The organism is Streptomyces sp. NBC_00057 (assembly GCF_045041165.1).
Taxonomy (GTDB): domain Bacteria; phylum Actinomycetota; class Actinomycetes; order Streptomycetales; family Streptomycetaceae; genus Streptomyces.
In genome coordinates this window covers 7657304-7683082 of sequence record NZ_CP108256.1, presented here as the reverse complement: position 1 = coordinate 7683082, position 25779 = coordinate 7657304, and the positions used below count along the sequence as shown (strand labels likewise).

The 25779-nt window shown below is 69.8% G+C and carries 30 protein-coding genes and 3 pseudogenes; 12 read left to right on the top strand and 21 right to left on the bottom strand.

Annotated elements, in window-relative coordinates:
- Nucleotide 1 precedes the first annotated feature (1 nt).
- Nucleotides 2-574, bottom strand: coding sequence for a helix-turn-helix domain-containing protein (locus tag OG953_RS36275; RefSeq protein ID WP_405689548.1), 573 nt, complete (start codon nt 572-574; stop codon nt 2-4).
- A 93-nt stretch (nt 575-667) separates the two neighbouring features.
- Between OG953_RS36275 and OG953_RS36270 the strand changes: the two genes are divergently transcribed.
- Nucleotides 668-1534 carry a DMT family transporter gene (locus OG953_RS36270; RefSeq protein WP_329839981.1) on the top strand — a complete coding sequence of 289 codons (867 nt, stop codon included), beginning with the start codon at nt 668-670 and terminating at the stop codon, nt 1532-1534.
- A gap of 22 nt (nt 1535-1556) precedes the next feature.
- Here the strand turns inward: OG953_RS36270 and OG953_RS36265 are convergent, their stop codons facing one another.
- Entirely contained in the window at nt 1557-2312 is a 756-nt protein-coding gene (locus OG953_RS36265; protein ID WP_405689545.1) for an acyltransferase, read from the bottom strand.
- A 182-nt stretch (nt 2313-2494) separates the two neighbouring features.
- Between OG953_RS36265 and OG953_RS36260 the strand changes: the two genes are divergently transcribed.
- Nucleotides 2495-3025 carry a gamma carbonic anhydrase family protein gene (locus tag OG953_RS36260; RefSeq protein ID WP_405689543.1) on the top strand — a complete coding sequence of 177 codons (531 nt, stop codon included), beginning with the start codon at nt 2495-2497 and terminating at the stop codon, nt 3023-3025.
- Between the two features lie 109 nt (nt 3026-3134).
- Here OG953_RS36260 and OG953_RS36255 read toward each other — a convergent pair whose 3' ends face one another.
- Nucleotides 3135-3794 (bottom strand): DedA family protein, encoded by a 660-nt coding sequence (locus OG953_RS36255; protein ID WP_327276521.1) that lies wholly within the window; start codon nt 3792-3794, stop codon nt 3135-3137.
- A 157-nt stretch (nt 3795-3951) separates the two neighbouring features.
- Nucleotides 3952-4389: a DUF4442 domain-containing protein gene (locus tag OG953_RS36250; protein ID WP_114243348.1), complete on the bottom strand. Its 438-nt coding sequence runs from the start codon at nt 4387-4389 to the stop codon at nt 3952-3954.
- Nucleotides 4390-4547: 158 nt separating this feature from the next.
- On the opposite strand from OG953_RS36250, the gene OG953_RS36245 reads away from it, so the two are divergent.
- Nucleotides 4548-5591 carry a hypothetical protein gene (locus OG953_RS36245; RefSeq protein ID WP_405689541.1) on the top strand — a complete coding sequence of 348 codons (1044 nt, stop codon included), beginning with the start codon at nt 4548-4550 and terminating at the stop codon, nt 5589-5591.
- Nucleotides 5592-5704: 113 nt separating this feature from the next.
- The gene (locus tag OG953_RS36240) at nt 5705-6676 is read left to right on the top strand and encodes an MFS transporter (protein WP_405692264.1); all 972 of its coding nucleotides are present in this window, start codon (nt 5705-5707) and stop codon (nt 6674-6676) included.
- Here the strand turns inward: OG953_RS36240 and OG953_RS36235 are convergent.
- The 4 genes from OG953_RS36235 to OG953_RS36220 form a co-directional block, all read right to left on the bottom strand.
- Complete coding sequence (locus OG953_RS36235; protein ID WP_405689539.1) at nt 6638-7483, bottom strand: spermidine synthase; 846 nt, start codon at nt 7481-7483, stop codon at nt 6638-6640. The two genes, OG953_RS36240 and OG953_RS36235, sit on opposite strands and share 39 nt — an antisense overlap.
- 22 nt (nt 7484-7505) lie before the next feature.
- Complete coding sequence (locus OG953_RS36230) at nt 7506-8351, bottom strand: patatin-like phospholipase family protein (RefSeq protein WP_398632492.1); 846 nt, start codon at nt 8349-8351, stop codon at nt 7506-7508.
- A gap of 74 nt (nt 8352-8425) precedes the next feature.
- The gene (gene tuf / locus OG953_RS36225; protein ID WP_398632491.1) at nt 8426-9595 is read right to left on the bottom strand and encodes an elongation factor Tu; all 1170 of its coding nucleotides are present in this window, start codon (nt 9593-9595) and stop codon (nt 8426-8428) included.
- 92 nt (nt 9596-9687) lie between these two features.
- Nucleotides 9688-9831, bottom strand: coding sequence for a hypothetical protein (locus OG953_RS36220; RefSeq protein ID WP_189280386.1), 144 nt, complete (start codon nt 9829-9831; stop codon nt 9688-9690).
- 206 nt (nt 9832-10037) lie between these two features.
- On the opposite strand from OG953_RS36220, the gene OG953_RS36215 reads away from it, so the two are divergent.
- Nucleotides 10038-10751: a TVP38/TMEM64 family protein gene (locus OG953_RS36215; protein WP_405689536.1), complete on the top strand. Its 714-nt coding sequence runs from the start codon at nt 10038-10040 to the stop codon at nt 10749-10751.
- A gap of 212 nt (nt 10752-10963) precedes the next feature.
- Complete coding sequence (locus tag OG953_RS36210) at nt 10964-11836, top strand: undecaprenyl-diphosphate phosphatase (protein ID WP_405689534.1); 873 nt, start codon at nt 10964-10966, stop codon at nt 11834-11836.
- A gap of 37 nt (nt 11837-11873) precedes the next feature.
- Here the strand turns inward: OG953_RS36210 and OG953_RS36205 are convergent, their stop codons facing one another.
- Nucleotides 11874-12128: a LapA family protein gene (locus OG953_RS36205; protein ID WP_405689533.1), complete on the bottom strand. Its 255-nt coding sequence runs from the start codon at nt 12126-12128 to the stop codon at nt 11874-11876.
- Between the two features lie 122 nt (nt 12129-12250).
- Entirely contained in the window at nt 12251-12520 is a 270-nt protein-coding gene (locus tag OG953_RS36200) for a hypothetical protein (RefSeq protein ID WP_405689531.1), read from the bottom strand.
- Nucleotides 12521-12947: 427 nt separating this feature from the next.
- Between OG953_RS36200 and OG953_RS36195 the strand changes: the two are divergent.
- The 4 genes and pseudogenes from OG953_RS36195 to lnt form a co-directional block, all read left to right on the top strand.
- Nucleotides 12948-13279: pseudogene (locus OG953_RS36195) on the top strand (MATE family efflux transporter); the annotation flags it as partial.
- A 229-nt stretch (nt 13280-13508) separates the two neighbouring features.
- Nucleotides 13509-14372, top strand: coding sequence for a universal stress protein (locus OG953_RS36190; RefSeq protein WP_405689529.1), 864 nt, complete (start codon nt 13509-13511; stop codon nt 14370-14372).
- Nucleotides 14373-14441: 69 nt separating this feature from the next.
- Entirely contained in the window at nt 14442-14939 is a 498-nt protein-coding gene (locus tag OG953_RS36185) for a nuclear transport factor 2 family protein (protein ID WP_405689527.1), read from the top strand.
- Between the two features lie 99 nt (nt 14940-15038).
- Nucleotides 15039-16682: an apolipoprotein N-acyltransferase gene (lnt, locus tag OG953_RS36180; protein WP_405689525.1), complete on the top strand. Its 1644-nt coding sequence runs from the start codon at nt 15039-15041 to the stop codon at nt 16680-16682.
- An 18-nt stretch (nt 16683-16700) separates the two neighbouring features.
- Here the strand turns inward: lnt and OG953_RS36175 are convergent, their stop codons facing one another.
- The 4 genes and pseudogenes from OG953_RS36175 to OG953_RS36160 form a co-directional block, all read right to left on the bottom strand.
- Entirely contained in the window at nt 16701-17048 is a 348-nt protein-coding gene (locus OG953_RS36175; protein WP_405689522.1) for a hypothetical protein, read from the bottom strand.
- Between the two features lie 149 nt (nt 17049-17197).
- Nucleotides 17198-18097, bottom strand: coding sequence for a Gfo/Idh/MocA family protein (locus tag OG953_RS36170; RefSeq protein WP_405689520.1), 900 nt, complete (start codon nt 18095-18097; stop codon nt 17198-17200).
- 42 nt (nt 18098-18139) lie between these two features.
- Nucleotides 18140-18616: pseudogene (locus tag OG953_RS36165) on the bottom strand (FAD-dependent oxidoreductase); the annotation flags it as partial.
- On the bottom strand, nt 18586-18783 hold the full coding sequence (locus OG953_RS36160; RefSeq protein ID WP_405689519.1) for an FAD-dependent oxidoreductase: 198 nt from the start codon (nt 18781-18783) through the stop codon (nt 18586-18588). The gene OG953_RS36160 and the pseudogene OG953_RS36165, both read right to left, overlap by 31 nt.
- A gap of 35 nt (nt 18784-18818) precedes the next feature.
- On the opposite strand from OG953_RS36160, the pseudogene OG953_RS36155 reads away from it, so the two are divergent.
- Both OG953_RS36155 and OG953_RS36150 read left to right on the top strand, forming a co-directional pair.
- Nucleotides 18819-19050 (top strand): annotated as a pseudogene (locus tag OG953_RS36155) (TetR/AcrR family transcriptional regulator); the annotation flags it as partial.
- Between the two features lie 75 nt (nt 19051-19125).
- Complete coding sequence (locus tag OG953_RS36150; RefSeq protein WP_405689517.1) at nt 19126-19578, top strand: hypothetical protein; 453 nt, start codon at nt 19126-19128, stop codon at nt 19576-19578.
- A gap of 54 nt (nt 19579-19632) precedes the next feature.
- Here the strand turns inward: OG953_RS36150 and OG953_RS36145 are convergent, their stop codons facing one another.
- From OG953_RS36145 to OG953_RS36115, 7 genes are all read right to left on the bottom strand, one after another.
- Nucleotides 19633-20118 (bottom strand): hypothetical protein, encoded by a 486-nt coding sequence (locus OG953_RS36145; protein ID WP_405689515.1) that lies wholly within the window; start codon nt 20116-20118, stop codon nt 19633-19635.
- Nucleotides 20119-20254: 136 nt separating this feature from the next.
- Nucleotides 20255-20938 carry a uracil-DNA glycosylase gene (locus tag OG953_RS36140; protein WP_405689513.1) on the bottom strand — a complete coding sequence of 228 codons (684 nt, stop codon included), beginning with the start codon at nt 20936-20938 and terminating at the stop codon, nt 20255-20257.
- An 87-nt stretch (nt 20939-21025) separates the two neighbouring features.
- Nucleotides 21026-22606, bottom strand: coding sequence for an ABC transporter substrate-binding protein (locus OG953_RS36135; RefSeq protein ID WP_405689511.1), 1581 nt, complete (start codon nt 22604-22606; stop codon nt 21026-21028).
- A 118-nt stretch (nt 22607-22724) separates the two neighbouring features.
- Nucleotides 22725-23480: an SDR family oxidoreductase gene (locus OG953_RS36130; RefSeq protein WP_405689509.1), complete on the bottom strand. Its 756-nt coding sequence runs from the start codon at nt 23478-23480 to the stop codon at nt 22725-22727.
- Nucleotides 23481-23500: 20 nt separating this feature from the next.
- Nucleotides 23501-24262, bottom strand: a complete 762-nt coding sequence (gene fabG / locus OG953_RS36125) for a 3-oxoacyl-ACP reductase FabG (RefSeq protein ID WP_405689507.1) — start codon at nt 24260-24262, stop codon at nt 23501-23503.
- 235 nt (nt 24263-24497) lie between these two features.
- Nucleotides 24498-24881, bottom strand: coding sequence for a DUF3037 domain-containing protein (locus OG953_RS36120; RefSeq protein WP_405689505.1), 384 nt, complete (start codon nt 24879-24881; stop codon nt 24498-24500).
- Entirely contained in the window at nt 24878-25732 is an 855-nt protein-coding gene (locus tag OG953_RS36115; protein WP_405689503.1) for a HipA family kinase, read from the bottom strand. Before OG953_RS36115 ends, OG953_RS36120 begins: the two co-directional genes overlap by 4 nt.
- Between the last annotated feature and the right edge of the window lie 47 nt (nt 25733-25779).

The following is a 25779-nucleotide window of genomic DNA, read 5'->3' as shown; positions in this document are numbered from 1 at the left end:
CTCACCGTACGGGCGGGATGGAGATCGCCATGGTGACCTCGGTCGGCTCGGAGCCGTCGTTGCGGTAGGCGTGCGGGTGATGCGCCTCGAACGTGGCGGACCCACCGGCGGGTACGGAGTACGAGGTTCCGTCGACGACCAGGGTGAGCTCGCCCGCGGTGACGTGGAGCAGCTCGACCGTGCCCTCGGGGTGCGGATCGGAGGCGCTGCCGTCGCCCGGCATCAGGCGCCACGACCACAGTTCGAGCGGCCCCCTGGCCTCCGTACCGACGAGCAGCGTGGTGGAACTGCCCGACTCCGTGGACCACATGCGCACCGCCTGGCTCTCGGGCACCAGCCGGACCGGTGAGCCCTGCTCGTAGTCGAGCAGTGTGGTGATGCTGACACCCAGCGCGTCGGCGAGCTTGACCGTAGTGCCGACGCTCGGGTTGGTGCGGGCCTGCTCGATCTGAATGATCATGCCGCGGCTGACCCCGGCACGGGCGGCGAGTGCGTCCAGAGTGAAGCCGCGTTCCCCCCGCCAGCGCTTGAGATTGCGCGCGAGCGACTGGGTGAGCTGATCGAGGTCAGACACGTTCCGTCCAATATTTTGGATGACGGGGTAGAAAATACTGCACTACGGTGTGGTGTACCCAACCGTTCATCGCACTGTACTGCGAGGCGTGCAATGACAGCACTGTTCGCCCTGGCCACCAGCCTGCTCTGGGGGCTGGCCGACTTCGGCGGCGGGCTGCTCACGCGACGTACGCCCGCGCTCACCGTGGTCGTCGTCTCGCAGACCGCCGCGGCCGTGGTGCTCGGCGTCATCGTGATCGCGACCGGCGGATGGAGCGAGGCGGGCCCGCAGCTCTGGTTCGCCGTCGCGGCGGGCGCCGTCGGGCCGGTTGCGATGCTGAGCTTCTACAAGGCCCTGGCGCTCGGCCCGATGGGCGTCGTCTCCCCGCTCGGATCACTGGGTGTCGCCGTGCCGGTGAGCGTCGGGATCGTCGTCGGGGAGCGGCCGGGGCTGCTCCAGTTCGCGGGGGTCGGCGTCGCCGTGGTGGGCATCGTGCTGGCCGGTGGTCCGCAGTTGCGCGGGGCGCCGGTGCAGCGCCGGGCGGTGCTGCTGACCCTGGTGGCCGCGTTCGGCTTCGGGTCGGTGATGTCCCTGATCGCGGAGGCGTCCACGACGGTGACCGGGCTGTTCCTGGCGCTCTTCGTCCAGCGCCTCACCAATATCGCGGTGGGCGGCGGCGCCCTGTACGTATCGGTGCGCCGCGGGGCACGCGCGCTGCCGGAGGAGGGCGGGGCCGCCGTGGTGCTGGCCGCGCTGCCCGCCCTGGTATTCGTCGGGCTCGCGGATGTCGCGGCCAACGGCACGTACTCGATAGCCGCACAGCACGGCCCGGTCACCGTGGCCGCCGTACTCGCCTCGCTCTATCCGGTGGTCACGGCCCTGGCCGCGCGCGGAGTGCTCAAGGAACGGCTGCGTGGGGTGCAGGCGGCCGGGGCCGGTCTCGCCCTGGTGGGCACGGTGCTGCTGGCGACCGGCTGAGTATCCGACGCCCCACCGCCCATCAGTCGCCGGACGGGCCCGATGTCTCGCCCGGTTCCGCCAGGGCCAACAACTGCTCGGGCGTGACGCCCGACGGGATCGGCACCGGAGCTGGGGTGCGCAGCGGCGGTTGCCAGCCCTTCTCCGGATCCCAACTGCGTACGACACGGGCGGGAGCACCGGCCACCACCGCATGGTCGGGCACCTCACCCCGCACCACCGCGCCCGCGGCGACCACCACATTGCGCCCGAGCGTGGCCCCGGGCAGGATCACCGCTCCGGTGCCGATCCAGCAGCCCGGCCCGATGGCGACCGGCTCCATTCGGGGCCACTGTCTGCCGACCGGCTCGTGCGGATCGTCGTAACTGTGGTTCGTGGACGTGATGTAGACATACGGCCCGCAGTACGTGTCCGAGCCGATGGTCACCTTGGTGTCGGCGACGACATGGCTGCCGCGGCCGAGCACGACCCCGTCCCCCAGGGTCAGGATCGGCTCGGATCCGAGGTCCAGGTCCGGCATGAGTCCGGCCGTCAGTGTGACCTGTTCACCGATCACGCAGTGGGCACCGAGCTCGATCCACGGCTCCCCGAAGACCGTGCCCTGCGGGAAGGCCAGCCGGGTGCCTGCGCCGATCCGGCCGAACCGCAGCCGGCCCGGGTGTTCCGCGGTGACCGCGCCCGACTCCTGCACCCAGCGCCAGCCGCGGTGGACGGCCCGGGACAGGGCGCGCCGCCGCCAGGCGGCGAGGGAAGAGAACGTGTTCCTGTTCTTGGGCACTCGCACACGGTAGTCGGCGGCGCCCGGCGTGATCACCGCGGCAGCCTGTGATGTTCACCCCACTCGGCGGCGCTCCACCGCCCGTCGCATACCGTTCCTCTGACGCGATCGAACAGCGGCGCCCGAGTTGCTGCGATCGGACGACCGCGACCGCACAGCACCGGGGCACGGAGGAACGGGCGATGGCAGAGCAGGCGTTGATCACGGGAATGGGCGGCAAGGAGCCGGACATCGATGCGGAGGCCTTCACCGCACCGACATCGGTCGTGATCGGTGAGATCGCTATGGCCGCGGGTTCCAGCGTCTGGTACCACGCAGTACTGCGTGCCGACTGCGGTCCCATCGTCATCGGCGCCGACAGCAACATCCAGGACAACTGCAGCGTCCACGTCGACCCCGGGTTCCCCGTCACGGTCGGCGAGCGCGTCTCGGTCGGGCACAACGCCGTACTCCACGGCTGCACCATCGAGGACGACGTTCTGGTCGGCATGGGGTCCACCGTGCTCAACGGTGCCCGCATAGGCGCCGGTTCACTGATCGCGGCACAGGCGCTGGTCCCGCAGGGGATGCAGGTGCCGCCGGGGTCGCTCGTCGCGGGCGTACCCGCCAAGGTCAAGCGGCAGCTGACCGAGGAGGAGCTGGACGGGATCAAGTTCAACGCGGTGGGCTATGTGGAGCTGGCCAAGGCACACCGTCAGGCACATGAGAGCTGAGCGGAACGCGACAAAACCAAGGAGCGGGGGCGGTCGGACGAACGGAAGCGTCGGCCGTTTCCGCGCGCCCGCACCGTCCCCGGTCAGTCGGTCGCAGCGGTACGACCGGTCAGTCCGCCACCGGTACGGTCCCCGTGTCGGGCGCGGAGACGACCGGCCCCTGTGCCGCCGCCTTCTTGGCCCGGTTCTTCAGCACCAGCATCGAGGTCACGCCGATCAGCACCGCGACCACCAGACCGAGGTAGGAGAACCGCTTGAGCCAGGCCTCGGCGACGACTCCCACCGAATAGACGACGGCCGTGGTGCCACCGGCCCAGACAATGCCGCCGAGCAGGTTGGCGATCAGGAATTTCCAGTACGGCATGTGCAGGACGCCGGCCAGCGGACCCGCGAAGATCCGCAGCAGTGCGACGAAGCGGCCGAAGAACACCGCCCACATGCCCCACTTCTGGAACGACCGTTCCGCCATGCCGATCTGGCTCTCCCCGAAGTGTTTGGGGAACTTCCCGCCGAGCCGGGCGAGGAGCGGCCGTCCGCCCTTGCGGCCGATGGCGTATCCGACCGAGTCACCGATGACCGCGCCCGCCGAGGCGCAGGCCCCGAGGATCCAGGGGTTGATTCCGTCGTGCCCGGCGGCCAGCAGCGCCGCGCTGACCAGGACGATCTCGCCAGGCAGCGGAATTCCGAGGCTCTCCAGCCCGATGACAACGCCCACCAGGACGTAAACGCTGACCGCGGGGACGGTCTCCAGCCATTCCTGGATGTGCAACGCCGGTTCCTCCCGTACTGATCTCCCGTTGCCCGCCGGCCAACTCCTCGGCGCACGGCGGGAATGCTACCTGTCCCGCCAACTGCCCGAACAGCGCGAAAAGCCGCCACGCCCCCCTCATGGGGTGCGCGGCGGCCCTTCACGGAGCCGTCCCGGATCAGGCGTTCGGACGCAGCGTCCAGACGACCGTCATCTCACCGGTCACCGCACCGTCCGCGCGCTGGATCTCGATGACCACGGGGAACTCGGGCCGCTTGCCCTCGTCGAGTTCGGCGACGACATCGGCCACCGGGCGGCCGAGGGTCGCCGTCGCGGTGACGACACCCATGGCCAGCTTCTTGTAACCGATCTCCGCCTTCACCGCCAGCGGCACGGCACGCGACATCTGGTCGCCGAAGGCGGCGATGACGATCGCACCGCTCGCCGACTCCGCGAGCGTGAACATCGCACCGGCGTGGGGTCCGCCGATGTGGTTGTGGTAGTCGGCCTGGTCCGGCAGACGGACCACCGCACGCTCGGCGGTCGTCTCCAGAAACTCGAGATTGAGGGTCCGGGCCATCGGAACCGTCGCGGCGAGCATCTCGCCGACGGTCATCTGTTCAGCGCTCATGACCAGATGTTACTCACGAGTAGATCTGTTTGACCATCCCCGGATCGATCCCCCCATGCCCCATCCACTGATCGCATCCTTCACCGTCCGCTCACGGGGGCGGGCGTAGCAGACCGGCCACCACCCCTCTATCGTTACTCGCCATGTGGCCAGGACAGCAGCCGCCCGGGGGCGAGCAAAACCCGCAGGACCAGAATCAGAACCCGTATCAGCAGCCGGGGTACCAGCAGCCGAATCCCTATCAGCAGCCGGGCTATCAGCAGCCGGGCCAGCCCGGACAGCAGCCGGGATATCAGCAGCAGGGCCAGCAGCCCGGCTACCCGCAGCCGAACCCGTACCAACAGCCGACCGTGCCGCAGTACGCGGTCCCCGGTCCGCCCGGTGGTCCGCAGCCCGACGGCAGCAAGAAGAAGACCACCGCCATCGCAATCGTCGCGGCCACCGCCGTCGTCGTGGCTGCCGTGGTCACCGGCGTCGTCGTGATGAACAAGGACGACGACAAGAACTCGTCGGCGCGCGCCAAGCCGTCCGATTCCGCGTCCTCGCCCGAGGCGAACCCGCGCGGCACCGACGGGGACGCCAAGCCCCTGATCGCGGGCTGGAAGGTCGTCACCAACCCCAAGTGGGGGACCCAGTTCGACGTGCCCGGCGACTGGAAGGTCGGCTCTCCCGGCACGCTCTCGTTCTTCGAGGACGACAAGAAGGGTGACGGCTCGCCCTACATCGGTTTCTCCGCACCGTCGTACTACCAGAGCAAGTGGTGCGTGGACGATTCCGACAAGGACGGCACCAAGGAGGACATGAGCCTCGCCAGTGCCGGCACCAGGGGCGCCCAGGGCGCCACCGACGCGGCCAAGAACGCCCGCAACGAGGCCGGCGACTGGGCGTGGGCCGCCTACGCGCAGCACATGCCGAAGAGCACCATCAAGTTCACCGAGGCCAAGCAGTACACCACCAAGTCGGGTCTCACCGGCCAGGTCGTCACAGCCACCGCCCCGAATGTCACGAAGCGGACGAAGTGCGACAGCGACGGCAAGACGATCGCCTTCACCTTCAAGAACAAGAAGGGCGACTTCGCGTCCTGGATCCTGTACGGAGCCGATTCCGTCAAGGACGAGCTCCCGGACACGACGATCCAGCAGATCCTGAGCACCGTGCGGCTGGTGGACGTCGCCCCATCATCCTGACCGTGTTCGCCGCCTCCGGGAAAGCATTTGGCAGGGTGGGGTCGCAGCGGCGATAGTCCCTTGGTGACTGCCGCTTCCGCACCCCTCATGAGCCGCCCGGCCGCAATTACCGTCTGCTGACCGCCGCCGCGATCATCACGGGCCTGGGTACCCATGGCGCGCTGATCGCGGCGGCGTTCGCGGTTCTGGAGTCGGGCGGTGACGGCGGCGACGTCGGTCTGGTGGCCGCCGCCAGGACCGCACCGCTGGTGCTCTTCCTGCTGATCGGCGGGGCGATCGCGGACCGGCTGCCGCGCCACCGGGTGATGGTCGCGGCAAACGCCCTCAACTGCGTCTCGCAGGCCGCCTTCGCCTGGCTGGTCCTGGCCGGCGATCCGAAGCTGTGGCAGATGATGCTGCTCACCGCGTTGTGCGGCACCGGGCAGGCGTTCTTCAACCCGGCGGCTGAGGGCATGCTGATGTCGAGCGTCAGCCGTGAGCAGGCGAGCCGCGCCTTCGCCCTCTTCCGGATGTCCATGCAGGGCGCGGCGATCGGCGGTGCGGCGCTCGGCGGCGCCCGCCCCTGGGGCTTCGCGCTCGCCGCGTTCGGAGTCGGCACGCTGGGCGGGGCGTTCTTGATGACGCGCTGGAAGCCCCGGCGGCTGCTGCTGGCCGGAACCCTCTGTGTCTTCCCGCTGGCCATGCCGTCGGCGGGACTCGCGGTGCCGCTGCCGGTGGCCGGGCTCTGCGTGGTGATGTTCGTCAGTGGGGTCGCCATCGAGGTGTTCGGGGTCTCGTGGATGACGGCCATGCATCAGGAGATCCCGGAGGAGAAGCTGTCGCGCGTCTCGGCGTACGACTGGTTCGGCTCGGTGGCGATGATGCCGGTCGCCACCGCGCTCGCCGGTCCGGTGGAGGCCCTGGTCGGGCGCAGTGAGGCCCTGTGGGGCTGCGCGGGGCTGATCTTACTGGTCACCGGCGCCGTGCTGTTCGTACCCGAGGTACGCAATCTGACCCGTGCCACCGTCACCACCGAGGTGGTGACAGCCAAGGCGCAGGAGCCGGCCTCAGCCGATGCTGAAGGCTCCGTCGGGCGGCTCGGGTGAGGCGACCGCCTCGCCGTCCCTGACCGGCCGGGCGGCTTTGACGAGCCGGTCCAGCGAGGTCCCGTGCTCGACCCTGGCGGGGAAGGCGTCGGCGGCACAGCGGCGGGTCAGCGTCGCCGTGTCGATGGGGCTTCGGGACGCGACGAGGACGACGTTGCCGAAGCGCCGGCCGCGCAGCACCGCCGGTTCGGCGATCAGTGCGAGTTCCTCGAAGACGGCCGCGAAGGTGGCCAGTTGGGAACGGAGGAAGCCGAAGGGTGCGCCGTCCGCGAGGTTGGCGGCGTAGATTCCGCCGTCGCGCAGCGCCCGGCGGGCAGCCTGTGCGTACTCGACGGTGGTGAGGTGGGCGGGCACTCGCGAGCCGCCGAAGACATCCGCGATCAGGACGTCGACGGAGCCGGGCGGGGTCTGTTCCAGTCGGCTGCGTGCGTCCGCGCCGTGAACGGTGATCCCGCTGCCGTCGGGGACCGGCAGATGCTCGGCGACCAGGGCGAGAAGCCCGAGGTCGGCCTCGGCGACGTCCTGGCGGGAGCCCGGCCTGGCCGCGGCGACATAGCGGGGCAGGGTGAGCGCACCACCGCCGAGATGGAGTACGTCCAGCGGTGCGCCCGGTGCCGCGGCGCCGTCCACGACATGGGCGAGCCGTCGCGCGTACTCGAATTCGAGGTGGTCCGGCGCGTCGAGGTCGACGTACGACTGGGGCGCACCGTCGACGGTGAGCAGCCAGGCCCTGTCCCGGTCCACGTCGGGCAGGAGTCTGGCGGTGCCCTGGTCCACGTCCCGGATGACAGGTATTGACTCGTTCACTCCCCCATTGTGGGGTGCCCGATCAGTTGCTCACGACCGCGGCGACGGCTTCGGTGTGCGCCGCCGACTGGGCGAGCCCGGCACGGGCCGCCGCGGCCCGTCGGCTGGGGTCGAGGGAGTTGCGGCCGAATGCCTTCTTCGCCGCCGCGTCCGGGGTGATGACCTCCACACGGGCGCCCTTCGCGGCCAGCTCGGCCGCCTGCGAGCGCGGCGAGACGATGACCTTGTTGCCACTGGCTGTCGGAGCGATGACGACGACGCGCCCGTAACCTGCGGCGAGATGAGCATTGGCCGGGGAGTGCACCCCGCCGTCGATCCAGGACCGTTCCCCGAAGGTGGCGACGGGCCATACGGCCGGGACGGCGGAGCTCGCGGTGACGGCGTCCACGAGGGGAACTCCGCTGTCCTTGTCGAACGTGTGGAGCTCACCGGTGGCCGCGTCGACCGCGGTGATGCGCAGGGGACGCCCGGGCCAGTCGGGTGACAGGAGACGGCCGGCGATCGCCGCACGCCGTTCCTCCGCCGTGATGCCGAGGTGGGCGTCCTTCGCGATCCGGGCCAGCTTCCGCCCGTACGCCTCGGGGGTACGGGCGGACAGCACGGCCCCCGCATAGCGCAGGAACGTCAGCGCGCCGAGCTTGCCGCCGGTCATGCCCTGCGGATCGGCGAGCTGGAGTTCGTACAGTTCCGGAAGGCCGAGCAGTCCGGAGGCCAGCTGCGCGCCGACCACCGCGCCCGCCGAACTGCCGATGATCAGATCGGCGGTGGACAGGTCCACGCCCGCCTTCGCGAGCCCGTACAGAATTCCGGTCTCCCAGGCGCCGCCCGTGACGCCGCCGGCACCGAGCACCAGTGCTGTGTCTGTCATACCGTCAGTCTTGCTTACGGCACCGGGCCCGCCTCCCGTGGGGTACGGAAGGCGGGCCCCTGGTGCGACACGGCTCAGAGCAGTCCGGTGACGGTGCCCGCGCCGACGGTGCGGCCGCCCTCGCGGATCGCGAAGCCGAGTCCGGTCTCCAGCGGGACGTCGCGGCCCAGCTCGACGGTCAGGTCGACCGTGTCCCCGGGTCGCGCCACCGCCACCGCACCGAGGTCGACGTCGCCCACGACGTCCGCGGTGCGGATGTAGAACTGCGGCCGGTATCCGGTGGTCACCGGGGTGGTCCGGCCGCCCTCCCGCGCCGACAGGACATACACCTGCGCGGAGAAACGGCGGCTCGGCGTCACGCTGCCGGGCGCCGCGACCACATGGCCGCGACGCACCCGGTCGCGCTCCACCCCGCGCAGCAGCAGGGCCACGTTGTCTCCGGCCTCCGCGGACTCCATCGGCTTCCCGAAGGTCTCCAGACCGATGACGACCGTCTCGATGTCCGGGCCCAGCACCGACACCCGGTCACCGACCCGCACAGTGCCGCGCTCGACGGCTCCGGTGACGACGGTGCCCCGGCCGGTGATGGTCAGGACGTTCTCCACCGACAGCAGGAACGGCGCGTCGGTGTAGCGGACCGGCATCGGCACATACGTGTCGACGGCGTCCAGCAGCGCCTCGACGGCCGCGGTCCACCGCGGGTCGCCCTCCAGGGCCTTCAGGCCCGACACCCGTACGACGGGGACACCGTCGCCGCCGTAGCCGTGCGCGGAGAGCAGCTCGCGGACCTCCAGCTCGACCAGGTCGGTCAGCTCGGGGTCACCCGCGTCCGCCTTGTTCAGGGCGACGACGATGTGGTCGACACCCACCTGACGGGCCAGCAGGACGTGCTCGGCGGTCTGCGGCATGATCCCGTCGAGCGCGGAGACGACGAGGATCGCCCCGTCGAGCTGGGCGGCGCCGGTGACCATGTTCTTGATGTAGTCGGCGTGCCCCGGCATGTCGACATGCGCGTAGTGACGGGTGTCGGTCTCGTACTCGACGTGCGCGATGTTGATGGTGATGCCGCGCCGGGTCTCCTCCGGCGCCCGGTCGATCCGGTCGAACGGGACGAACGTGCCGGTTCCGCGGTCGCTGAGGACCTTGGTGATGGCGGCGGTCAGGGTGGTCTTTCCGTGGTCGACGTGGCCCATGGTGCCGATGTTGAGGTGCGGCTTGGTGCGCACGTATGCCGTCTTGGGCATGGCTCATTCCTTGGAATTCGAAGCTGAGAGAGAAGACCCCAGGGACTCGCCGACCCTCCCCTTACGGGGTCCGCCGGACTGTCGGGGGAGGGTCAGCTTCGTGCGCCGCCGATGGGCGCCGCGGCAGCGGAGAACGCTGCCGCTGCGACAAGTGCCGCTGCGGTGACGGGGTTCACGGCAGCCTTCGGCGCGTCCGCGACTGCGGACTGCGCTGCGAGGAAGGCGTACCGGAACATGGGTCCGATCATGGCCGACCGGCACGGCCACGTCGAATGGTTTTCCGGCGGACACTGCAAGCCGGACACGGGAGTTCGGGTTCCGCCCCGCCGTCGCAGATGCCTGGTCCGCGGGACGCCGGCAGCGCGCGGGAGCGATATCGGCCGCCTGGCTCGCACCGTGCACATTGCGGCGATCACCCCCGGGCGTCGGTTAGTCTCCCCGCATGCTCGACCCCGTCCCCGCCGCCCGGCCCACAGGCGGCCTCGCCGTGCGCTGCACGAGGGCGCTGCTCTCGCCCTGGTCCCGGTTCTCGCTGCTCGTGGCGGTGCTGCTGGCCGCCGCGGCGACGATGCTGTTCCTCGAACCCCAACGGTTGCTCGCCACCGGCTGGCCTGCCCAGCTGAGCGGTGGCGCCGCCGCGGTCGTGCTGTTCGGTGTCGCGTACGGCGTGTGCACCGTGGCCTTCGTACCGCGGCCACTGCTCAATCTCGCCGCCGGTGCGCTGTTCGGCTCGCAGGCGGGGCTGGCCGCGGCGCTGGCGGGTACGGTGCTCGGCGCGGGCATCTCGTTCGGGCTGGGCAGGGTGCTCGGGCAGGACGCACTCCGTACGCTGCTGCGCGGGCGCTGGCTCAAGGCGGCGGACGGTCAGCTGAGCCGGCACGGTTTCCGCTCGATGCTGGCGCTGCGGCTGTTCCCCGGTGTGCCGTTCGCGGCGGCCAACTACTGCGCGGCCGTCTCGCGCATGGGGTATCCGCCGTTCCTGATGGCCACCGGGCTCGGCTCGGTCCCGAACACCGCCGCGTATGTCGTCGCGGGCAGCGAGGCCTCGTCACCGACGTCGCCCGCGTTCCTGGCCGCGATGGGCTTCATCGTGCTGACGGGGCTCGGCGCGGCCGTCGTCGCCTGGCGCAAGCGCCATCGCCTCGTCGCCGAGTGATCCGGTACGCGTGGGAGCAGGCACCGGGGCGGTGGGCGGGCGCGGGGGTACGCGTAACGCTGTTCATCTGAGGGCGATACCCTGCCCGCGACCGACCGAAGATCTCCGGGCCCGGCACGGCCCTGCCCTCATTTGACCGCAATGCGCACGTTGCCGACGGCCCTTACTGCCGTCGGTCGATGCACGATCACCTCCGGGATGGCCAAAGCCCCATGAGCTGGTTCGAATCGTTCGTCCTGGGCCTCGTTCAGGGACTGACCGAGTTCCTGCCGATCTCCTCCAGCGCACATCTGCGGCTCACTGCAGCGTTCGCCGGCTGGCACGACCCGGGTGCGGCGTTCACCGCCATCACCCAGATCGGCACGGAGGCAGCAGTCCTCATCTACTTCCGCAAGGACATCGTCCGGATCGTCTCGGCCTGGTTCCGCTCGCTGACCAACCGGTCGATGCGCAGCGACCACGACGCCCAGATGGGCTGGCTGGTCATCGTCGGCTCCATCCCCATCGGTGTGCTCGGCGTGACGTTCAAGGACCAGATCGAGGGGCCCTTCCGCGATCTGCGGCTGATCGCCACCACCCTGATCGTCATGGGCATCGTGCTCGGCATCGCCGACCGTCTCGCCGCCCGCGACGAGGCAGGCGGCAGACACCGGGCCGCCAAGGAACGCAAGACGCTGAAGGAACTCGGCGTCAAAGACGGCCTGATCTTCGGCTTCTGCCAGGCGATGGCCCTGGTCCCGGGCGTCTCCCGCTCCGGCGCCACCATCAGCGGCGGTCTGCTGATGGGGTACACCCGCGAGGCGGCAGCCCGTTACTCCTTCCTGCTCGCGATCCCGGCGGTGCTCGCCTCGGGTGTCTTCGAGCTCAAGGACGCGGGCGAGGGTCATGTGTCGTGGGGTCCGACGATCTTCGCGACGTTCATCGCATTCGGCGTGGGCTATGCGGTCATCGCCTGGTTCATGAAGTTCATCACGACCAAGAGCTTCATGCCGTTCGTCATCTACCGCGTGCTTCTCGGGCTGCTCCTGTTCGCCCTGGTGACGGCAGGGGTGCTGAGCCCGCACGCGGGCGAGTCGGCGGGCTAGCGCCACGTACGCGCGCCCGCGAGGCCCGGGGGCCGGCTCAGCGCTTCGCCCTGCGGTGGGCCAGCAGCCCGCCTATCACCAGCCCGACCAGCAGGGTCACGGTCAGTACCGCCCAGAGCGGCAAGGTGACGGTGGGTATCCACAGCCGGATGCCGACCGATTCGGTGTTCGCGGCGATGAACCAGATCGCAAGACCGATCAGTACCAAGATCCCGATGGTGCGTATCCGCACGTCCCGGCCCTTGACGGAGAGGGTCGGCGGGGCGTGCGGTCGAGACGTCTTCTGTGCCATGAATCCAGTATCGAGCGATTCAGGCGATTAGTCCCGACAGGTCTCATTCATCACGCTCTGTGCAGCGGGCTCGGCCCCGGCCACCGCCACACCATCTCTACGAAATGGCGTGGCGGTGCGGGTCAGAGTATGTCGCCCTGCCAGTCCCACCGGTCGAAGTCGCCGTCCCTGGGTCCGTACTCCGCTCGTCCGCCCGGGCCGAACCGCCCGATCTCCGTGTTCAGCGCCGCCCCCTCGCGCAGTGCCGTCTCCGTCCAGCCGGTCACATCGAGGAGCAGCCCGTCGAGCGGGCCGCCCACCAACTCCCGGTAGGAGTGCCCCGGCTGGGGCCCCGGGTCCGGATCGTCATGGTCGGCGCCGTACACGCGCCGCTGCCGCATCAGCTCGTCCATGGGGGCAGGATCGCATCCGGCACTGACAATCGCAGTGGGCCGGAAGCCTCACGGCCCGCACAGGCGTCAGGCGCGCCTCGATGCCGGTGGTCGTCTGTGCGTTGGACTCGAACAGGAGCCCACGCATACCGGCCGCTTCCGCCGCGGTGACGTCGACCGCGAAATCGTCGATGAAGGGACAGTCCGTGGGCTTCACCTCCAACCGGGCACCAGGTCACTTCGAACGCGCCCGCTTCAGGCTTGCAGATGCCGATCTCGTGCGAGTAGACGATGTCGTCCACCAGATCGCCGAAGCCGTACAGCCTCTGTGTGCGCCCGGCGGGCGTCGTACCGGCGGCGCGGGGCCGGCCGTCGGCGCTGCTGCGGATCAGCGTCGCCGTCAACGCGGGCCTGAACCGGGTTCTGATCCACGGGAACTTCGGGCTGCGGGTCGTTCGGACCTGCCGCGCTCGCCGCGCACACCGCGGTCGACCACTCGTCCACATCGTCTTCCAGGTCGCCGTCGGCCTCTCGCACGCAGCCGGACTCCTGCGGGGTCTCGACGACACCAGGAGCGGTTTCCGCATCACGCTCATCGGCTACTGGGCCGTCGGCCTCCCCGCTTCCTGGCTCCTCGCTCATCCGCTCGGCCTCGACACCCCGGGAATCTGGCTCGGTCTGCTCATCGGCCTGGCGACCACAGCCGTACTTCTGCTCCGCCGCTACTCGGACTCCCTCTCCACCCACGCCAGGCATCGTCGGGCCGTGGCGGAGGCCTGAGTCCGTCCGGGCGGTCCGGGACCCCAGCCGCCGCCTGCCCGTTCACCGCACGGCCACGGGCGGCCGGCCGAGCGATCGACGCCCGTGTTGAAGTGTGTCAGGGCGCGGCATGTTGCGCGTGGTGGCATCTGCCCGGATCTTCCCGGGCAGATGAGGCCGAAAGGCCCTGCCGTAAGACGTCTGCGCGTACCAGCCTGGGACATGTACAGCCGGAACCCGGAGGGAAATCATGACCATCACCGAGCTTCCCGTGATCGCAGCCGTCGACGGCTCGTCGCACAGCCGTGAGGCACTCGACTGGGCCGCCCGCGAGGCCGCCCGCCGGGGGCTCCCGCTGGTGATCGTGCACGCCCGGACGCCGAACCGGCGCACCGGTCAGGAGACACCGCAGCGCGAGGCTGAGGAACTGCTCACCCAGTCCGTGCGAAGGGTGTCCGAGATCGTTCCGGATCTGCACCCGTCGACGCTCGCACCGCTGGACTTCCCCTCGGCGGCACTCACCTCGCTGAGCCGTGATGCGTCGCTGGTGGTCGTCGGCTCGCGCGGTCTGGGCGGTTTCCGGTCCCTGATGCTCGGCTCCAACAGTCTGGCGACCGCCTCAATGGCCCAGTGCCCCGTCGTCGTCATCCACAGCGGACCGTCGGACGAGGACGAAGGGGAGGCGGCCGAAGCGTTTCCCGACATTGTCGCGGGCGTGGCCGCCGACGAGAGCAGTGAAGCGGTGCTGGAATTCGCCTTCGCGACGGCCGCTTCCCGGCCCGGTGCGCGGCTGCGGATCGTGCACGGCTGGACGATGTTCTCCTCGATGCTGTCCGGCGGCCCCGTCTTCGACCGGGACGCGGCGGCAGGTGCGGCCGAGCGGACCCTCGCCGAACTGACCGCCGGCTGGCGGGAGAAGTACCCGCAGGTCGAGGTCGTCAGGGAACCGGTCGGCGGCTCCGCCGCACGCACCCTGGTCACGGCCTCGGCGACCGCGGCGCTGACCGTGATCGGGCGGCGCAAGGGCGGTGAGTCCCTCGGGCTTGGGCTCTCCCCCGTCGCACAGACCACGCTCACGCATGCGCTCGGCCCGGTGGCCGTGGTGCCCTGCTGACGGTTGTGCCGGCCCGTCGTGCGTGCACGCCCCTTGGCCTCGGCCGCCAGGCGGGCAGACACTGACCCGATGACGCAGCGTGTGGATCTCTCGACCGTGATGGACCAGCTTTCCATCGATGCAGTGATCACCGGCTATGCGATGGCGGTGGACGACGGCGAATGGATGGACTACCGGGCCCTGTTCACCACGGACGGCCGCGCCGACTACCGCAGCGCGGGCGGTATCGAAGGGCCTGCCGCCGAGGTCGCCCAGTGGCTCGCGGAGACCATGCGGCTCTTCCCCGTACGCCAGCATCTGATCGTCAACCGCCGGCTCGACATCCAGGACCTGGGCGGCTACCCGGGCGACCGGGCCGAAGTGCGGGCCGACTACCTCAACCCGATGCGGCTGGACAGCACGGCGGGCGGCGAAGGCGGCTCCGGGGCAGGGGCGACCGCGCCGAACTTCGTCTCCGGCGGGAGGTACGCCTTCACACTGTCGCGTACGGGGAACGGCTGGCGGATCCGGACCGTGACCGTGCACGAGAAGTGGCGCGGCACAGCTGACGCGCTCACCCCCTCCTGAGCCGGCCCACCGGTGCTTCCGACCTCCCGCGCCGGGAAAGAACTGCGGAACGGGTGACCACGGGGGACACTGCTGATCAGCAGGACGAGGAGGCGCGGCATGCGGATTCCGGCCGGTCGGCGCGAGCAGTGGGAGCGGAGGCTGCGGTCCGGCCGGTGGCGCGCCTGCGTCGCACTGCTCGCCGGTGCGCTGCCCGCGCTCGCGTTCCCGGCGCCTTCCCTGTGGTGGCTCGCCTATGTCGGTCTGGTGCCGTGGCTGCTGCTGATCCGGTCCGCCGGTACGGGGCGCCGGGCAGCGCTCGACGGCTGGCTCGGCGGGATCGGCTACCTGCTCGCCGTGCATCACTGGCTGATGCCGAGTCTCCATGTGTTCATCGTGGTCCTGGCGGCCCTGCTCGGTCTGCTGTGGGCGCCGTGGGGTCTGCTGGTCTTCCGGGTACTGCGCGCGCCGGTTTCCGTCGCAGCTGCCATGGCCGCGGTCGTCGTCGTGCCGTGCGGCTGGCTGATGATCGAGCTGGTCCGCTCCTGGGAGGGCCTCGGCGGTCCCTGGGGGCTGCTCGGCGCGAGCCAGTGGGAGGTGGCTCCGGCACTCCGCGTGGCATCCGTCGGCGGGGTGTGGCTGGTGAGCCTTGTGGTGGTAGCGGTGAACACCGCCGTCGCTCTGCTGTTCGTGGCCGCCGCCGCCCGTACGGTCGCCGTCGTCGGCATCATGGTGTGCGCCCTGGCCGTGGGGGCGATGGCGCAGTGGGCACCGCAGCCCGAGCGGTCGGGCGTGGCCAGGATCGCCGTCGTGCAGCCGGGTGTGATCGCGGGTCCCCACAGCGTGGAGCGTCGGCTCGCCATCAGCGAGCGGCTGACCGGTGAGCTGGCGGGGCGCGATCTCGATCTGGTGGTCTGGGGCGAGAGCAGTGTCGGTGTCGATCTCTCCCGGCACCCGGAAGTCACCGCCCGGATCGCGGCCCTCTCGCGTCGGGTGGGCGCGGATGTGCTGGTCAACATGGACGCCCGGCAGACCGGCGGACCGAGTCGGACGGGGATCTTCAAATCCGCGGTGCTGGTGGGTCCGGACGGACTGACCGGGGACCGGTACGACAAGATGCGGCTGGTGCCGTTCGGCGAGTACATCCCGGCCCGTTCGGTGCTCGGGTGGGCCACGTCCCTGGGCAAGGCGGCGGGCGAGGACCGACTGCGGGGCACCCACCCGGTGACGATGTGGCTTCCCGGGGCCGCCGGAGGGAGGGGTCTGCGCATCGGGCCGCTGATCTGCTTCGAGTCCGCGTTCCCCGACATGAGCCGGCGGCTGACCCGGGACGGAGCGCAACTGCTGATCGACCAGTCGTCGACCGCGACGTTCCAGCACAGCTGGGCTCCCGAACAGCACGCCTCGCTCGGGGCGCTGCGGGCTGCCGAGAACGGCCGCCCGATGGTGCATGCGACGCTCACCGGCGTCAGTGCGGTGTACGGCCCGCTGGGCGAGCGGATCGGTGCCCCGCTCGGTACGGATACGAGCGGCGCGGCCGTCTTCGATGTACCGCTGGCGTCCGGTACGACGCTCTACGTACGGCTGGGCGACTGGCCGGTGCACGGGGCGTCGGCGGTGCTGGCCGTGTTCTGCGTCTTCGAAGGGGTGCGATCGCTCCGCAGGCGCCACCGGGGCGGGCCGGCCGCTACGAGGGGTGCGGCGGCTCCGGCGGTTGCCTCACCCGCCGAATCCGACGAATCCACCGGTCGCTCCAGGCCGTGAGCCCGGAGACCGGCCGGACTATCCGGGGCCGTTCACGGAGACGATACGGCCCTGGGCGTCGACGGTGAGCGAGATCCGCTCGACCTTGTTGGTCACGGCGAGCACCAGCCACACGGCGCCCCAGAGAAAGCAGGTGAACACCATCAGGATGGCGTGAAGCACGTGGTTCAGCGGCCGGCCCCGGACCATGACGACCTGTGTCTCGGAGCGTGATTCCACTCGCCAGCCGCTCGCGATCCGCTGGTTGACCGCCCAGTCGAGGATCAGCCCGCGCTGCATCGCGTCGGGCGGCCGCCCGTCGGCCGAGTAGTAGCCGGGCGGCGGCTGGAGTGCTCCCCAGCCCTTTGGCTCGTCGTGGGGCCTCACGAGGTCACCTCCACGGGCCGGTGGTCATCTCCCCAGCCTGCATCGGAGCGGGGCCCGACGCATCCCGAGGCCGAAGGGCCCCTGGCCGGACACGGCTCCAGAGCCTGTCCGGCCCTTGACCCGCCGGAAATCCGCCGGACAGACCCTGGCTAGGCGCAGTCCAGGTCGCGCAGGATGCGCTCGCACAGCTCATGCGTCTGCAGGGCGTCGTCGGCGCTCAGCACCTTTCCGGCCCGCACGGCGTCCAGGAAGGACAGCACGCTCTGCTCGATGCCGCGCTGGCGGGTCACCGGCATCCAGTCGCCACGCCGTCGTACGCTCGGCTGCCCCTTGTGATCGATCACCTCGGCGAGGTTGACGACCTCGCGCTTGGAGTCCTGGCCCGAGACCTCCAGCCGTTCCTCGTTCGAGCCGCTGAGCCGGTTCATCGCGCCGACGGCGGTGAATCCGTCACCGGCCAGTTGCAGCACGACATGGTGCATCAGACCGTCGCGGATCCTGGCCTGTACGACGGTGTGCTCGATCGGCCCCGGAGCCAGGAAACGCAGTGTGTCGACGACATGGATGAAATCGTCGAGCACCATGGTGCGTGGATCCTCGGGCAGGCCCACCCGGTTCTTCTGCATGAGGATCAGCTCGCGCGGGTGCTCGGCGCACTGCGCGTAGCCGGGCGCGACCCGGCGGTTGAAACCGACGGCGAGGCTCACCCCGCGTTCGTCGGCCAGGCTCACCAGCCTCTCGGAGTCGGCGAGTTCATAGGCCAGTGGCTTGTCGACGTACGTGGCGACGCCCGCGTCCAGCAGCCGGCCCACGATCCCCGGATGCACGGCCGTCGGGGCGTGGACGAACGCGGCGTCCAGGCCCTCGGCGAGCAGCGATTCGAGGTCGGTGTGGCGCTGCCCGGACGGGATCCGGTGGCTCTCGGCGACCGCGGCCAGGGTGGCGGGGGTACGGGTCTGCAGATGCAGTTCGACCCCGGGCAGGGTCGTCAGAACCGGCAGATATGCCTTCTGCGCGATGTCGCCGAGCCCGATGCAGCCGACCTTCACAGGGGTCTCCCTCTCACTGTTCAGCGCCGACCGGCGCGGTGTTCACCGGTTGAGGGTGCCCCGTCGAGCTCTTCGAGCCGATGTCTGCCGCGGTGACCTGTGCGCGTCCTTCGTCGGGGCAGCATACGTGTGCTGCGGCGGCTGCCAGTCCGCGATGCCGTCGAAGGTGCGCAGGACGAGAGTGGGCCCGAGCCGCGAGACGGTGCCCCGGCCGTCGCGCAGCGCCACGGCCGGGGCACTGGTCAGGCGCATCAGCCGGGAGGCCTGTGCGGCCTTGCGGACGATGGCCGATGTTCGGGGCAGCCGGTCGGCGGTGTACACCGCCGGACCCGCGCCGAGGTCCCTGCCCGGTGTCACATGGTGGGCGAGCACGATCGCGTCCTCGACAGCCTGGTTGCCGCCCTGACCGAGGCTGGTGGGGGCCATGGCGTGGGCGGAGTCGCCGACGAGGGCGGTGCGGCCCCGGTGGAAGGGCGGCAGGGGGTCGGTCAGCTGGTACACGTCGTTGCGGAGTACCTGTCCGGACTCGGCGCCGATTTGGGCGCGAGGGCAATACCGGCGCCCACGGGTTCCAGGGAGGCTGCGCGCTCCAGGACGGTGACCCGCCAGCCGCAACCCTGCAGGGCCACCGCCGCGGTGAGGCCGCCGATTCCGCTGCCGATGACGACGGCATGGGGCTTCTCCATCACCCCTCCCCGAAACTACATCTGCAGTGACAGCCTTCGACGCGACGGGCCGGCAGTTCCGCGAGCCGCTGATGGCGCTGATGACGGCGGCTCGGGTCGGCCGAGCCCGAGCGGCACACCCTGTCCCTGATGGCCTGGTGCGAGGGGCTGATGTTCTCGTGCGCCGCGGGGTCGTACCACCGCTCCGTACCGACCGAGGAAGAGCTGCGTACCGGCTTCACCGAACTGCTGCGCGGGATGCTCGGATCGCAGGCGGCATTGAGCTGACCGGCGTCACTCGTGCGGGCCAATCATGGCTTTCCGGCTCACTCAAAACCGGGTCCGCACAGCAGAGTTGATCAGGTGCAACGAACCCGAATCACCGTGAAGCTCCTGGTCGGCGTGGCGGTCACGACACTGTCCGGCTGTGTGTCCGTGGCGCCGCAGCCGGACGTGCCGTCCCGGCCCGGGACCAGCAGGCCCGCCCAGGATCTGGCGCCACAGATCGTGCGGCCGCCGGTCCACGACAGCCTGGGAGTCGTACCGGCCCCCGAGCCGTCCGCCTCCGCATCCGCCCCGGCGCGTGGCGCACCGCCGGACACCCGCCGCGCCACGCCCCGCGCACCACAGCAACGGAAGCGCCCCGGGGCGGCACGGCTTCGGCCGCGTCAGGCCCCGCCCGCCGTGACCGCGCCCGTCCCGGACCTGCCGCCCCCCGTCACCGGGAAGGACGTCTGCGCACTGGGACGGGGATACGGGCACTGGCCGGCGGGCAGTCCGCAGTCCCGGATCTGTGAGAACACCTACGGCCGCTGAGCCCGGTAGGAGAGAGCCGAGCGGGTGGCCCGTCCGTCGCGGACGGGTCACCCCTCACAGCTCCCGCAGCCTCAGCTCCAGTCGCGCGATCGCCGCGCGGACTCCTCCCCCGTACCCGTCATCCGCCCCGTCGTCCGCGAGCACACCGGACGCGGCGCGCGCCCGGTCCAGATGGATCCGGGCCGCCTCGGGACGGTGGAGCTTCACATAGTCCGCCGCGAGATTGAGATGGAGCGAGGGATAGAACGCCCGCACCGCGAGCGCATCGGAGTGCTGTGCCGAGCACTCGTCGGTCAGGCTGCCGGCCGCGGTCAAGGCCCTCAGGTCCCAGGCCAGCTCATCACCGGGGTCGTCCTGCGTGTCGGCCATGTAGTGGGCAAGGGTGCACCGGTGCAAGGCGTCCCCGTCCTCGCCGATCTCCGACCAGAGCTCGCCGAAGCGATTGCGGGCCTCCTCCCGGTCGCCGCCGTGCAGCAGCATGATCGCCTGGCCGATCCTGGTCAGGACGGCATCCTTCGACGCCTCCCGCTGCTCCGTCACTGCGGCCTCCCTGTCCACGTCCACCCGGTTCCGTTCGACGCTAGCCGCAGCCGCGGTCAATCCCGCTGAGGCTCGGGCGGGCGGCCCGGACCTGTCCACCGGGCGCCCGCCGCCGGCCCGGGCCGAAACCGCAGCGTCAGCCCAGGTCGGGGATGCGCCAGTCGATGGCCTCGTGCCCCTGCGCCGCCACCGCCTCGTTGATCTGCGTGAACGGACGGGAGCCGAAGAACTTCTTGGCGGACAGAGGTGACGGGTGCGCACCCTTCACCACCACATGGCGCTCCTCGTCGATCAGCGGAAGCTTCTTCTGCGCGTAGTTGCCCCAGAGCACGAAGACCGCCGGATCGGGCCGCGAGGCGACCGCGCGGATCACCGCGTCGGTGAACTTCTCCCAGCCCTTGCCCTTGTGCGAGTTCGCCTCGCCCGCGCGCACCGTAAGCACGGCGTTGAGCAGGAGCACGCCCTGCTCGGCCCACGGCATCAGATAGCCGTTGTCCGGGACCGGCAGGCCGAGCTCGTCCTTCATCTCCTTGTAGATGTTCCGCAGGGAGGGCGGCGTCTTCACGCCCGGCCGCACGGAGAAGCACAGCCCATGTCCCTGCCCCTCCCCGTGATACGGGTCCTGGCCGAGGACGAGGACCTTCACCTTGTCGTAGGGCGTGGCATCCAGGGCTGCGAACACCTGGTCGCGCGGCGGATAGACCGGCCCCTTGGCCCGCTCCTCCTCGACGAACTCGGTGAGCTCCTTGAAGTAGGGCTTCTGCAGCTCATCGCCGAGGACGCCGCGCCAGGACTCGGGCAGCAGGTCGGTGTCGGTCACGTCAACAACCTCCGGTAAGTAATCAGTTCTTCAACCGAGAACCTACCGGGGGCCACTGACAACGGACCCTGCGAGCCCTGCCGGGGCCTACCAGCTGGCCTTGCGGTACAGCTCCCACATCTGCATGACCGTCTGCGGGTCCAGGGCACGCTCGCCGCCGCCGATGTCCTCGCCCGCCGCGACGTACAGCTTGCCCTGCCACAGCGGCAGCAGCCGCACGTCGTTGACCAGGATCTGCTGGGCCCGTTCGAACTGCTTGCTGACCGCGCCCCGGTCGCTCTCCTTGCGGGTCTGCGGCAGCAGCCGCTCGGTGATCTCGCTCTTCATGTACGGCACCCCGGTAATACTGTCCTCGCCCACGAAGGGTGCGATGAAGTTGTCCGGGTCCGGGAAGTCCGGGAACCAGCCGCGGCCGAAGACGGGGTACTGGCCCTTGTTGAAGCCTTCCTGGAACTCCTTCCAGGGCTTGCTCTTCAGCGTGATCCGGAACAGCCCGGAGGCCTCCAGCTGTCGCTTCAGCTCGTCGAACTCGAGGGCCGTGGACGAGCCGTACCGGTCGGTCGTGAACCAGAACGTCATGGAGACGGGCTTGGTGATGCCCGCCTTGGCGAGGATCTGCTTCGCCTTGTCCTTGTCCGGATCACCGTAGGCGTCGAAGAAGCTGGTGGTGTGTCCGGCGATGCCCTTGGGGACCATGGAGTACAGCGGCTCGGCCGTCCCCTGGTAGACCTTGGCCACCAGGGCGTCACGGTCGACGAGCTGGGCGATGGCCTGCCGTACGGCCACATTCCCGGTGTCCGGATCCTTGGGGTTGAAGACCAGGAAGCGGATGTCCGCGCCGACCGTCTCGACGATCTGCAGATTGCTGTTCTTGTCCTTGTTGTCTTCCAGGCTGACGACCTCCTCGGCGGTGAGGCCGCGGTAGATCGCGTCGATCTCGTTCTTCTTCAGCGCCGCGACCACGGGGGCGGAATCCTTGAAGTACCGGATGGTCACAGCGTCGTTCTTACGGTTGGCGAAACCCTTGTAGTCCGGATTCTTCACCAGTTCGGCCCGGTTCCCCGGCTTGTACGAATCCAGGAGATAGGGGCCGGATCCGGTGACCTTTCCGTCGCTGCGGACCTTGTGCTTCGAATAGTCGCTGGGCGCCACCAGCGACATCGCTGGCGTGGCGAGGATGAACGGGAATGTGGCGTCCGGCTTGGTGAGATGGAAGACGACGATGTCGTCCCCCTTGGTCTCGACCCGGTCGAGCGAGCCGAGCATGCCGACAGGACCGCCCTTGACCTTGATGGCCGTGATCCGGTCCATGGAGTACTTCACGGCCTCGGCGTCGAGTTTGTCGCCATTGGAGAATTTCAGGCCCTTGCGGAGTTTGCACCGGTAGGCCGTGCTGGTCATGTCGGTGAACTTGCACCATTCCGCTGCATCGGGCTCGGGGCTGGTGCTGCCTGTGGGGAAACTCACCAGGGTCTGGAAGACATTCCGCATCAGTTCCCAGGAGTTGTCCCACGCCGCCGCCGGATCGAGGGTGGAAAGCTCGCTGGTCGTACCGACGACTATCTTCTGCTCCGCTTTCGAGCCACTGTCGGAGAGAAGGCCGCAGCCTGCCAGCAGAGAGAGGGAAGCAAGGGCTGCAGCGGCCTGCAGACTGGCCCGGTAGAACACGTGAACGCTCCTCGATCAGCCATGGGTCGGCAGACCATACCGCAGTGCCCCGTCGGGTCAATCCACAGGCCCGACAGGGCACTTGAGTCAATCAGGGCCAAACCCGCTCAGGCCGCTCTCAGCTCACGCCCGCATTCAGGAGGATCCCGCCGTCGACCACCAGGGTCTGTCCCGTGATCCAGTCGCTCTGGCTCGACGTGAGGAACGCGGCAGCGCCGCCGATGTCCTCGGGGACCCCCAGCCGGCCGAGCGGATAGGCCGCGGCGGCCTCCGCCTCGCGGCCCTCGTACAGCGCCTGGGCGAACTTCGTCTTCACGACCGCGGGGGCGATCGCGTTGACCCGGACGACCGGCGCGAACTCGTGCGCCAGCTGAAGGGTCAGGTTGACCATGGCGGCCTTGCTCATGCCGTACGCGCCGACGAAGGGCGAGGCGGAGATACCGGCGACCGAGGCGATGTTGACGATCGCCCCGCCGTTCTCCTTCTGCCAGGCCTTCCAGGTCCGCTGGGCGAAACCGAGCGCCGAGATCACATTCGTCTCGAAGACCTTGCGGGCGACATTGAGGTCGAGCTCCGCGATCGGGCCGAAGACCGGATTCGTACCGGCATTGTTGATCAGAAAGTCGACACGGCCGAACGCATCCATGGTGCGCTCGACCGCCGCCGCCTGGTGTGCCTCGTCGTGCGCCTTGCCCGCGACGGCGATGACCCGGTCGACGCCCAGCTTCTCGACGGCCTCCTTGAGGGCGTCCTCGCCGCGCCCGGTGATGCACACCCGGTCACCGCGGGCGACGAGCGCCTCCGCGATTCCGTAACCGATCCCCCGGCTCGCGCCCGTGATGAGCGCGACCTTTCCGCTGTCCTGCACAGTCATGATGTCTGCTGCCCTTCGGGTCAGTTGAGCGGTCCGCCGGCGACGTACATGACCTGGCCGGAGACGAAGCCCGCGTCGTCTCCGGTGAAGAAGGCGATGGCGTTGGCGATGTCCTCCGGGCGGCCGACGCGCTGCACGGGAATCTGGGTGGCGGCGGCGGCCTGGAACTCCTCGAAGCCCATACCGACCCGGGCCGCGGTCTGCGCGGTCATCTCGGTGACGATGAAGCCGGGGGCGACGGCGTTGGCGGTGATGCCGAACTTGCCGAGCTCCTTGGCGAGGGTCTTGGTGAAGCCTTGCAGACCGGCCTTGACGGCGGAGTAGTTCGCCTGGCCGCGGTTGCCGAGTGCCGAGGACGACGACAGCGAGACGATACGGCCGAAGTTGGCGTCCACCATGTGCTTCTGGACGGCCTTGGCCATCAGGAACGCGCCCTTGAGGTGCACGTTCATCACGGTGTCCCAGTCGGACTCGCTCATCTTGAAGAGCAGGTTGTCGCGGAGCACGCCCGCGTTGTTGACGAGAATCGTCGGCGCGCCGAGCTCGGCGGCGACCCGCGCAACCGCGGCTTCCACCTGGGCGCTGTCCGACACATCGCAGCCGACGGCAAGGGCGGTGCCCCCGGCGGCGGTGATCTTCTCGACGGTGTCCTTGCAGGCCGCCTCGTCGAGGTCGAGTACGGCGACGGCGCGGCCCTCGGCCGCCAGGCGTACCGCGGTGGCGGCGCCAATGCCCCGCGCCGCTCCGGTCACGATGGCGACGCGCTGCTCGGTGGTGGACATGCTTGGTTCTCCTCGCCCTTGGATCGCGGCTCAGCGGACGTCGGGGCACCCCCGGCACGGAACCTTCGCGTGCGCGGAGCCTTCCCGATAACTGAGCAACCGCTTAGTACCTTCAGCAGACGAGACGCTAGAAGCCCTGGCACTCGGTGTCAACGGCCCACGGCCGCAGGGGCGCATGTCACACCCGGCGGCGCCGCTGCCGCAGTGGCTGCGGGCGGCGCCGCCGGGCGGCGGATCAGCGCACCAGCAGGTCGAGCAACCGTTCGACCTCGGCCTCCGGGTCGGTCGTGAGACCGCTGTGCACGGGGCTCGGCTGGACAACGGTGGAACGCGGGGCGATCAGCCAGCGGAACCGACGGCCTGCGTCGTCGCGGGCCGCCTGGCCCGCGTCCCTACCGCCGCGGCACACACCCTCGACGGCGTGCAGGGCGGCCCGTACACCGACCACATCGGCGGTCGGGTCCAGAGCCTTCAGCTTGGTCTCGTCGAGATGGGTACGGGCGGCGACGAAACCCTGCGCGTGGCAGTAGACGACCACTCCCGCGTTGAAGAACTCGCCGCGCTGTACTCGCGGCACCACGCGCAGCAGCGCGTACTCGAAGACATCGCGCTTGGTCACCGCTGGCCGTCCTTGTCGTTCTTCTTGGTGGGGTGCGGCCAGGGGGTGAGGTGCTCGGTGAGCCAGCCGGGGGCCTGTGACGGCTTGGGCTCGGTGGGGCCCTCCATCGTGATCCGTTCATGGATGGTGGCGGCGCGCGGCAGCAGCGCTTCCACATAGGCGCGGCGCAGCTCGTCGGTGGAGTCGAAGCCGGGCTCGTCCACCAGCCACTCGTCGGGGACATCTGCCGCGACTTCGGTGAGCAGTTTCTCGGTGACCAATGGGGCGAGCTCGGCGGCGGCCGTCGCGATATCGGGGGCGAACGGGGCCAGCGCATGGTCCGATGCGTTGTACGGCTTGGCGGCGGAGGCCTGGGCGCCGGGCCAGTTGTGGTGCCAGATCATGGTGGCGCCGTGGTCGATGAGCCACAGGTCGCCGTGCCAGATCAGCATGTTCGGGTTGCGCCAGGACCGGTCGACGTTGTTGATCAGCGCATCGAACCAGACGACACGTCCGGCTTCCCGGGAGTCCACCTGGTAGGCGAGCGAGTCGAAGCCGATCGAGCCGGGCAGGAAGTCCATCCCGAGATTGAGCCCGCCGCTGGCCTTCAGGAGTTCCTGCACCTCCTGGTCGGGCTCGGCGAGCCCGATGACCGGGTCGAGCTGGATCTGTACGAGGTCGGGAACGCGAAGGCCGAGCCTGCGGCCGAGCTGTCCGCAGATGACCTCCGCGACCAGTGTCTTGCGGCCCTGTCCGGCGCCGGTGAATTTCATGACGTAGGTGCCGAGGTCGTCGGCCTCAACGATCCCGGGCAGAGATCCGCCCTCCCGCAAGGGCGTGACATAGCGGGTCGCGATGACTTCGGTGAGCATTTCCCCAGGCTATACGGCTCAGATCCCTGGAGATCCACGGACCGAGG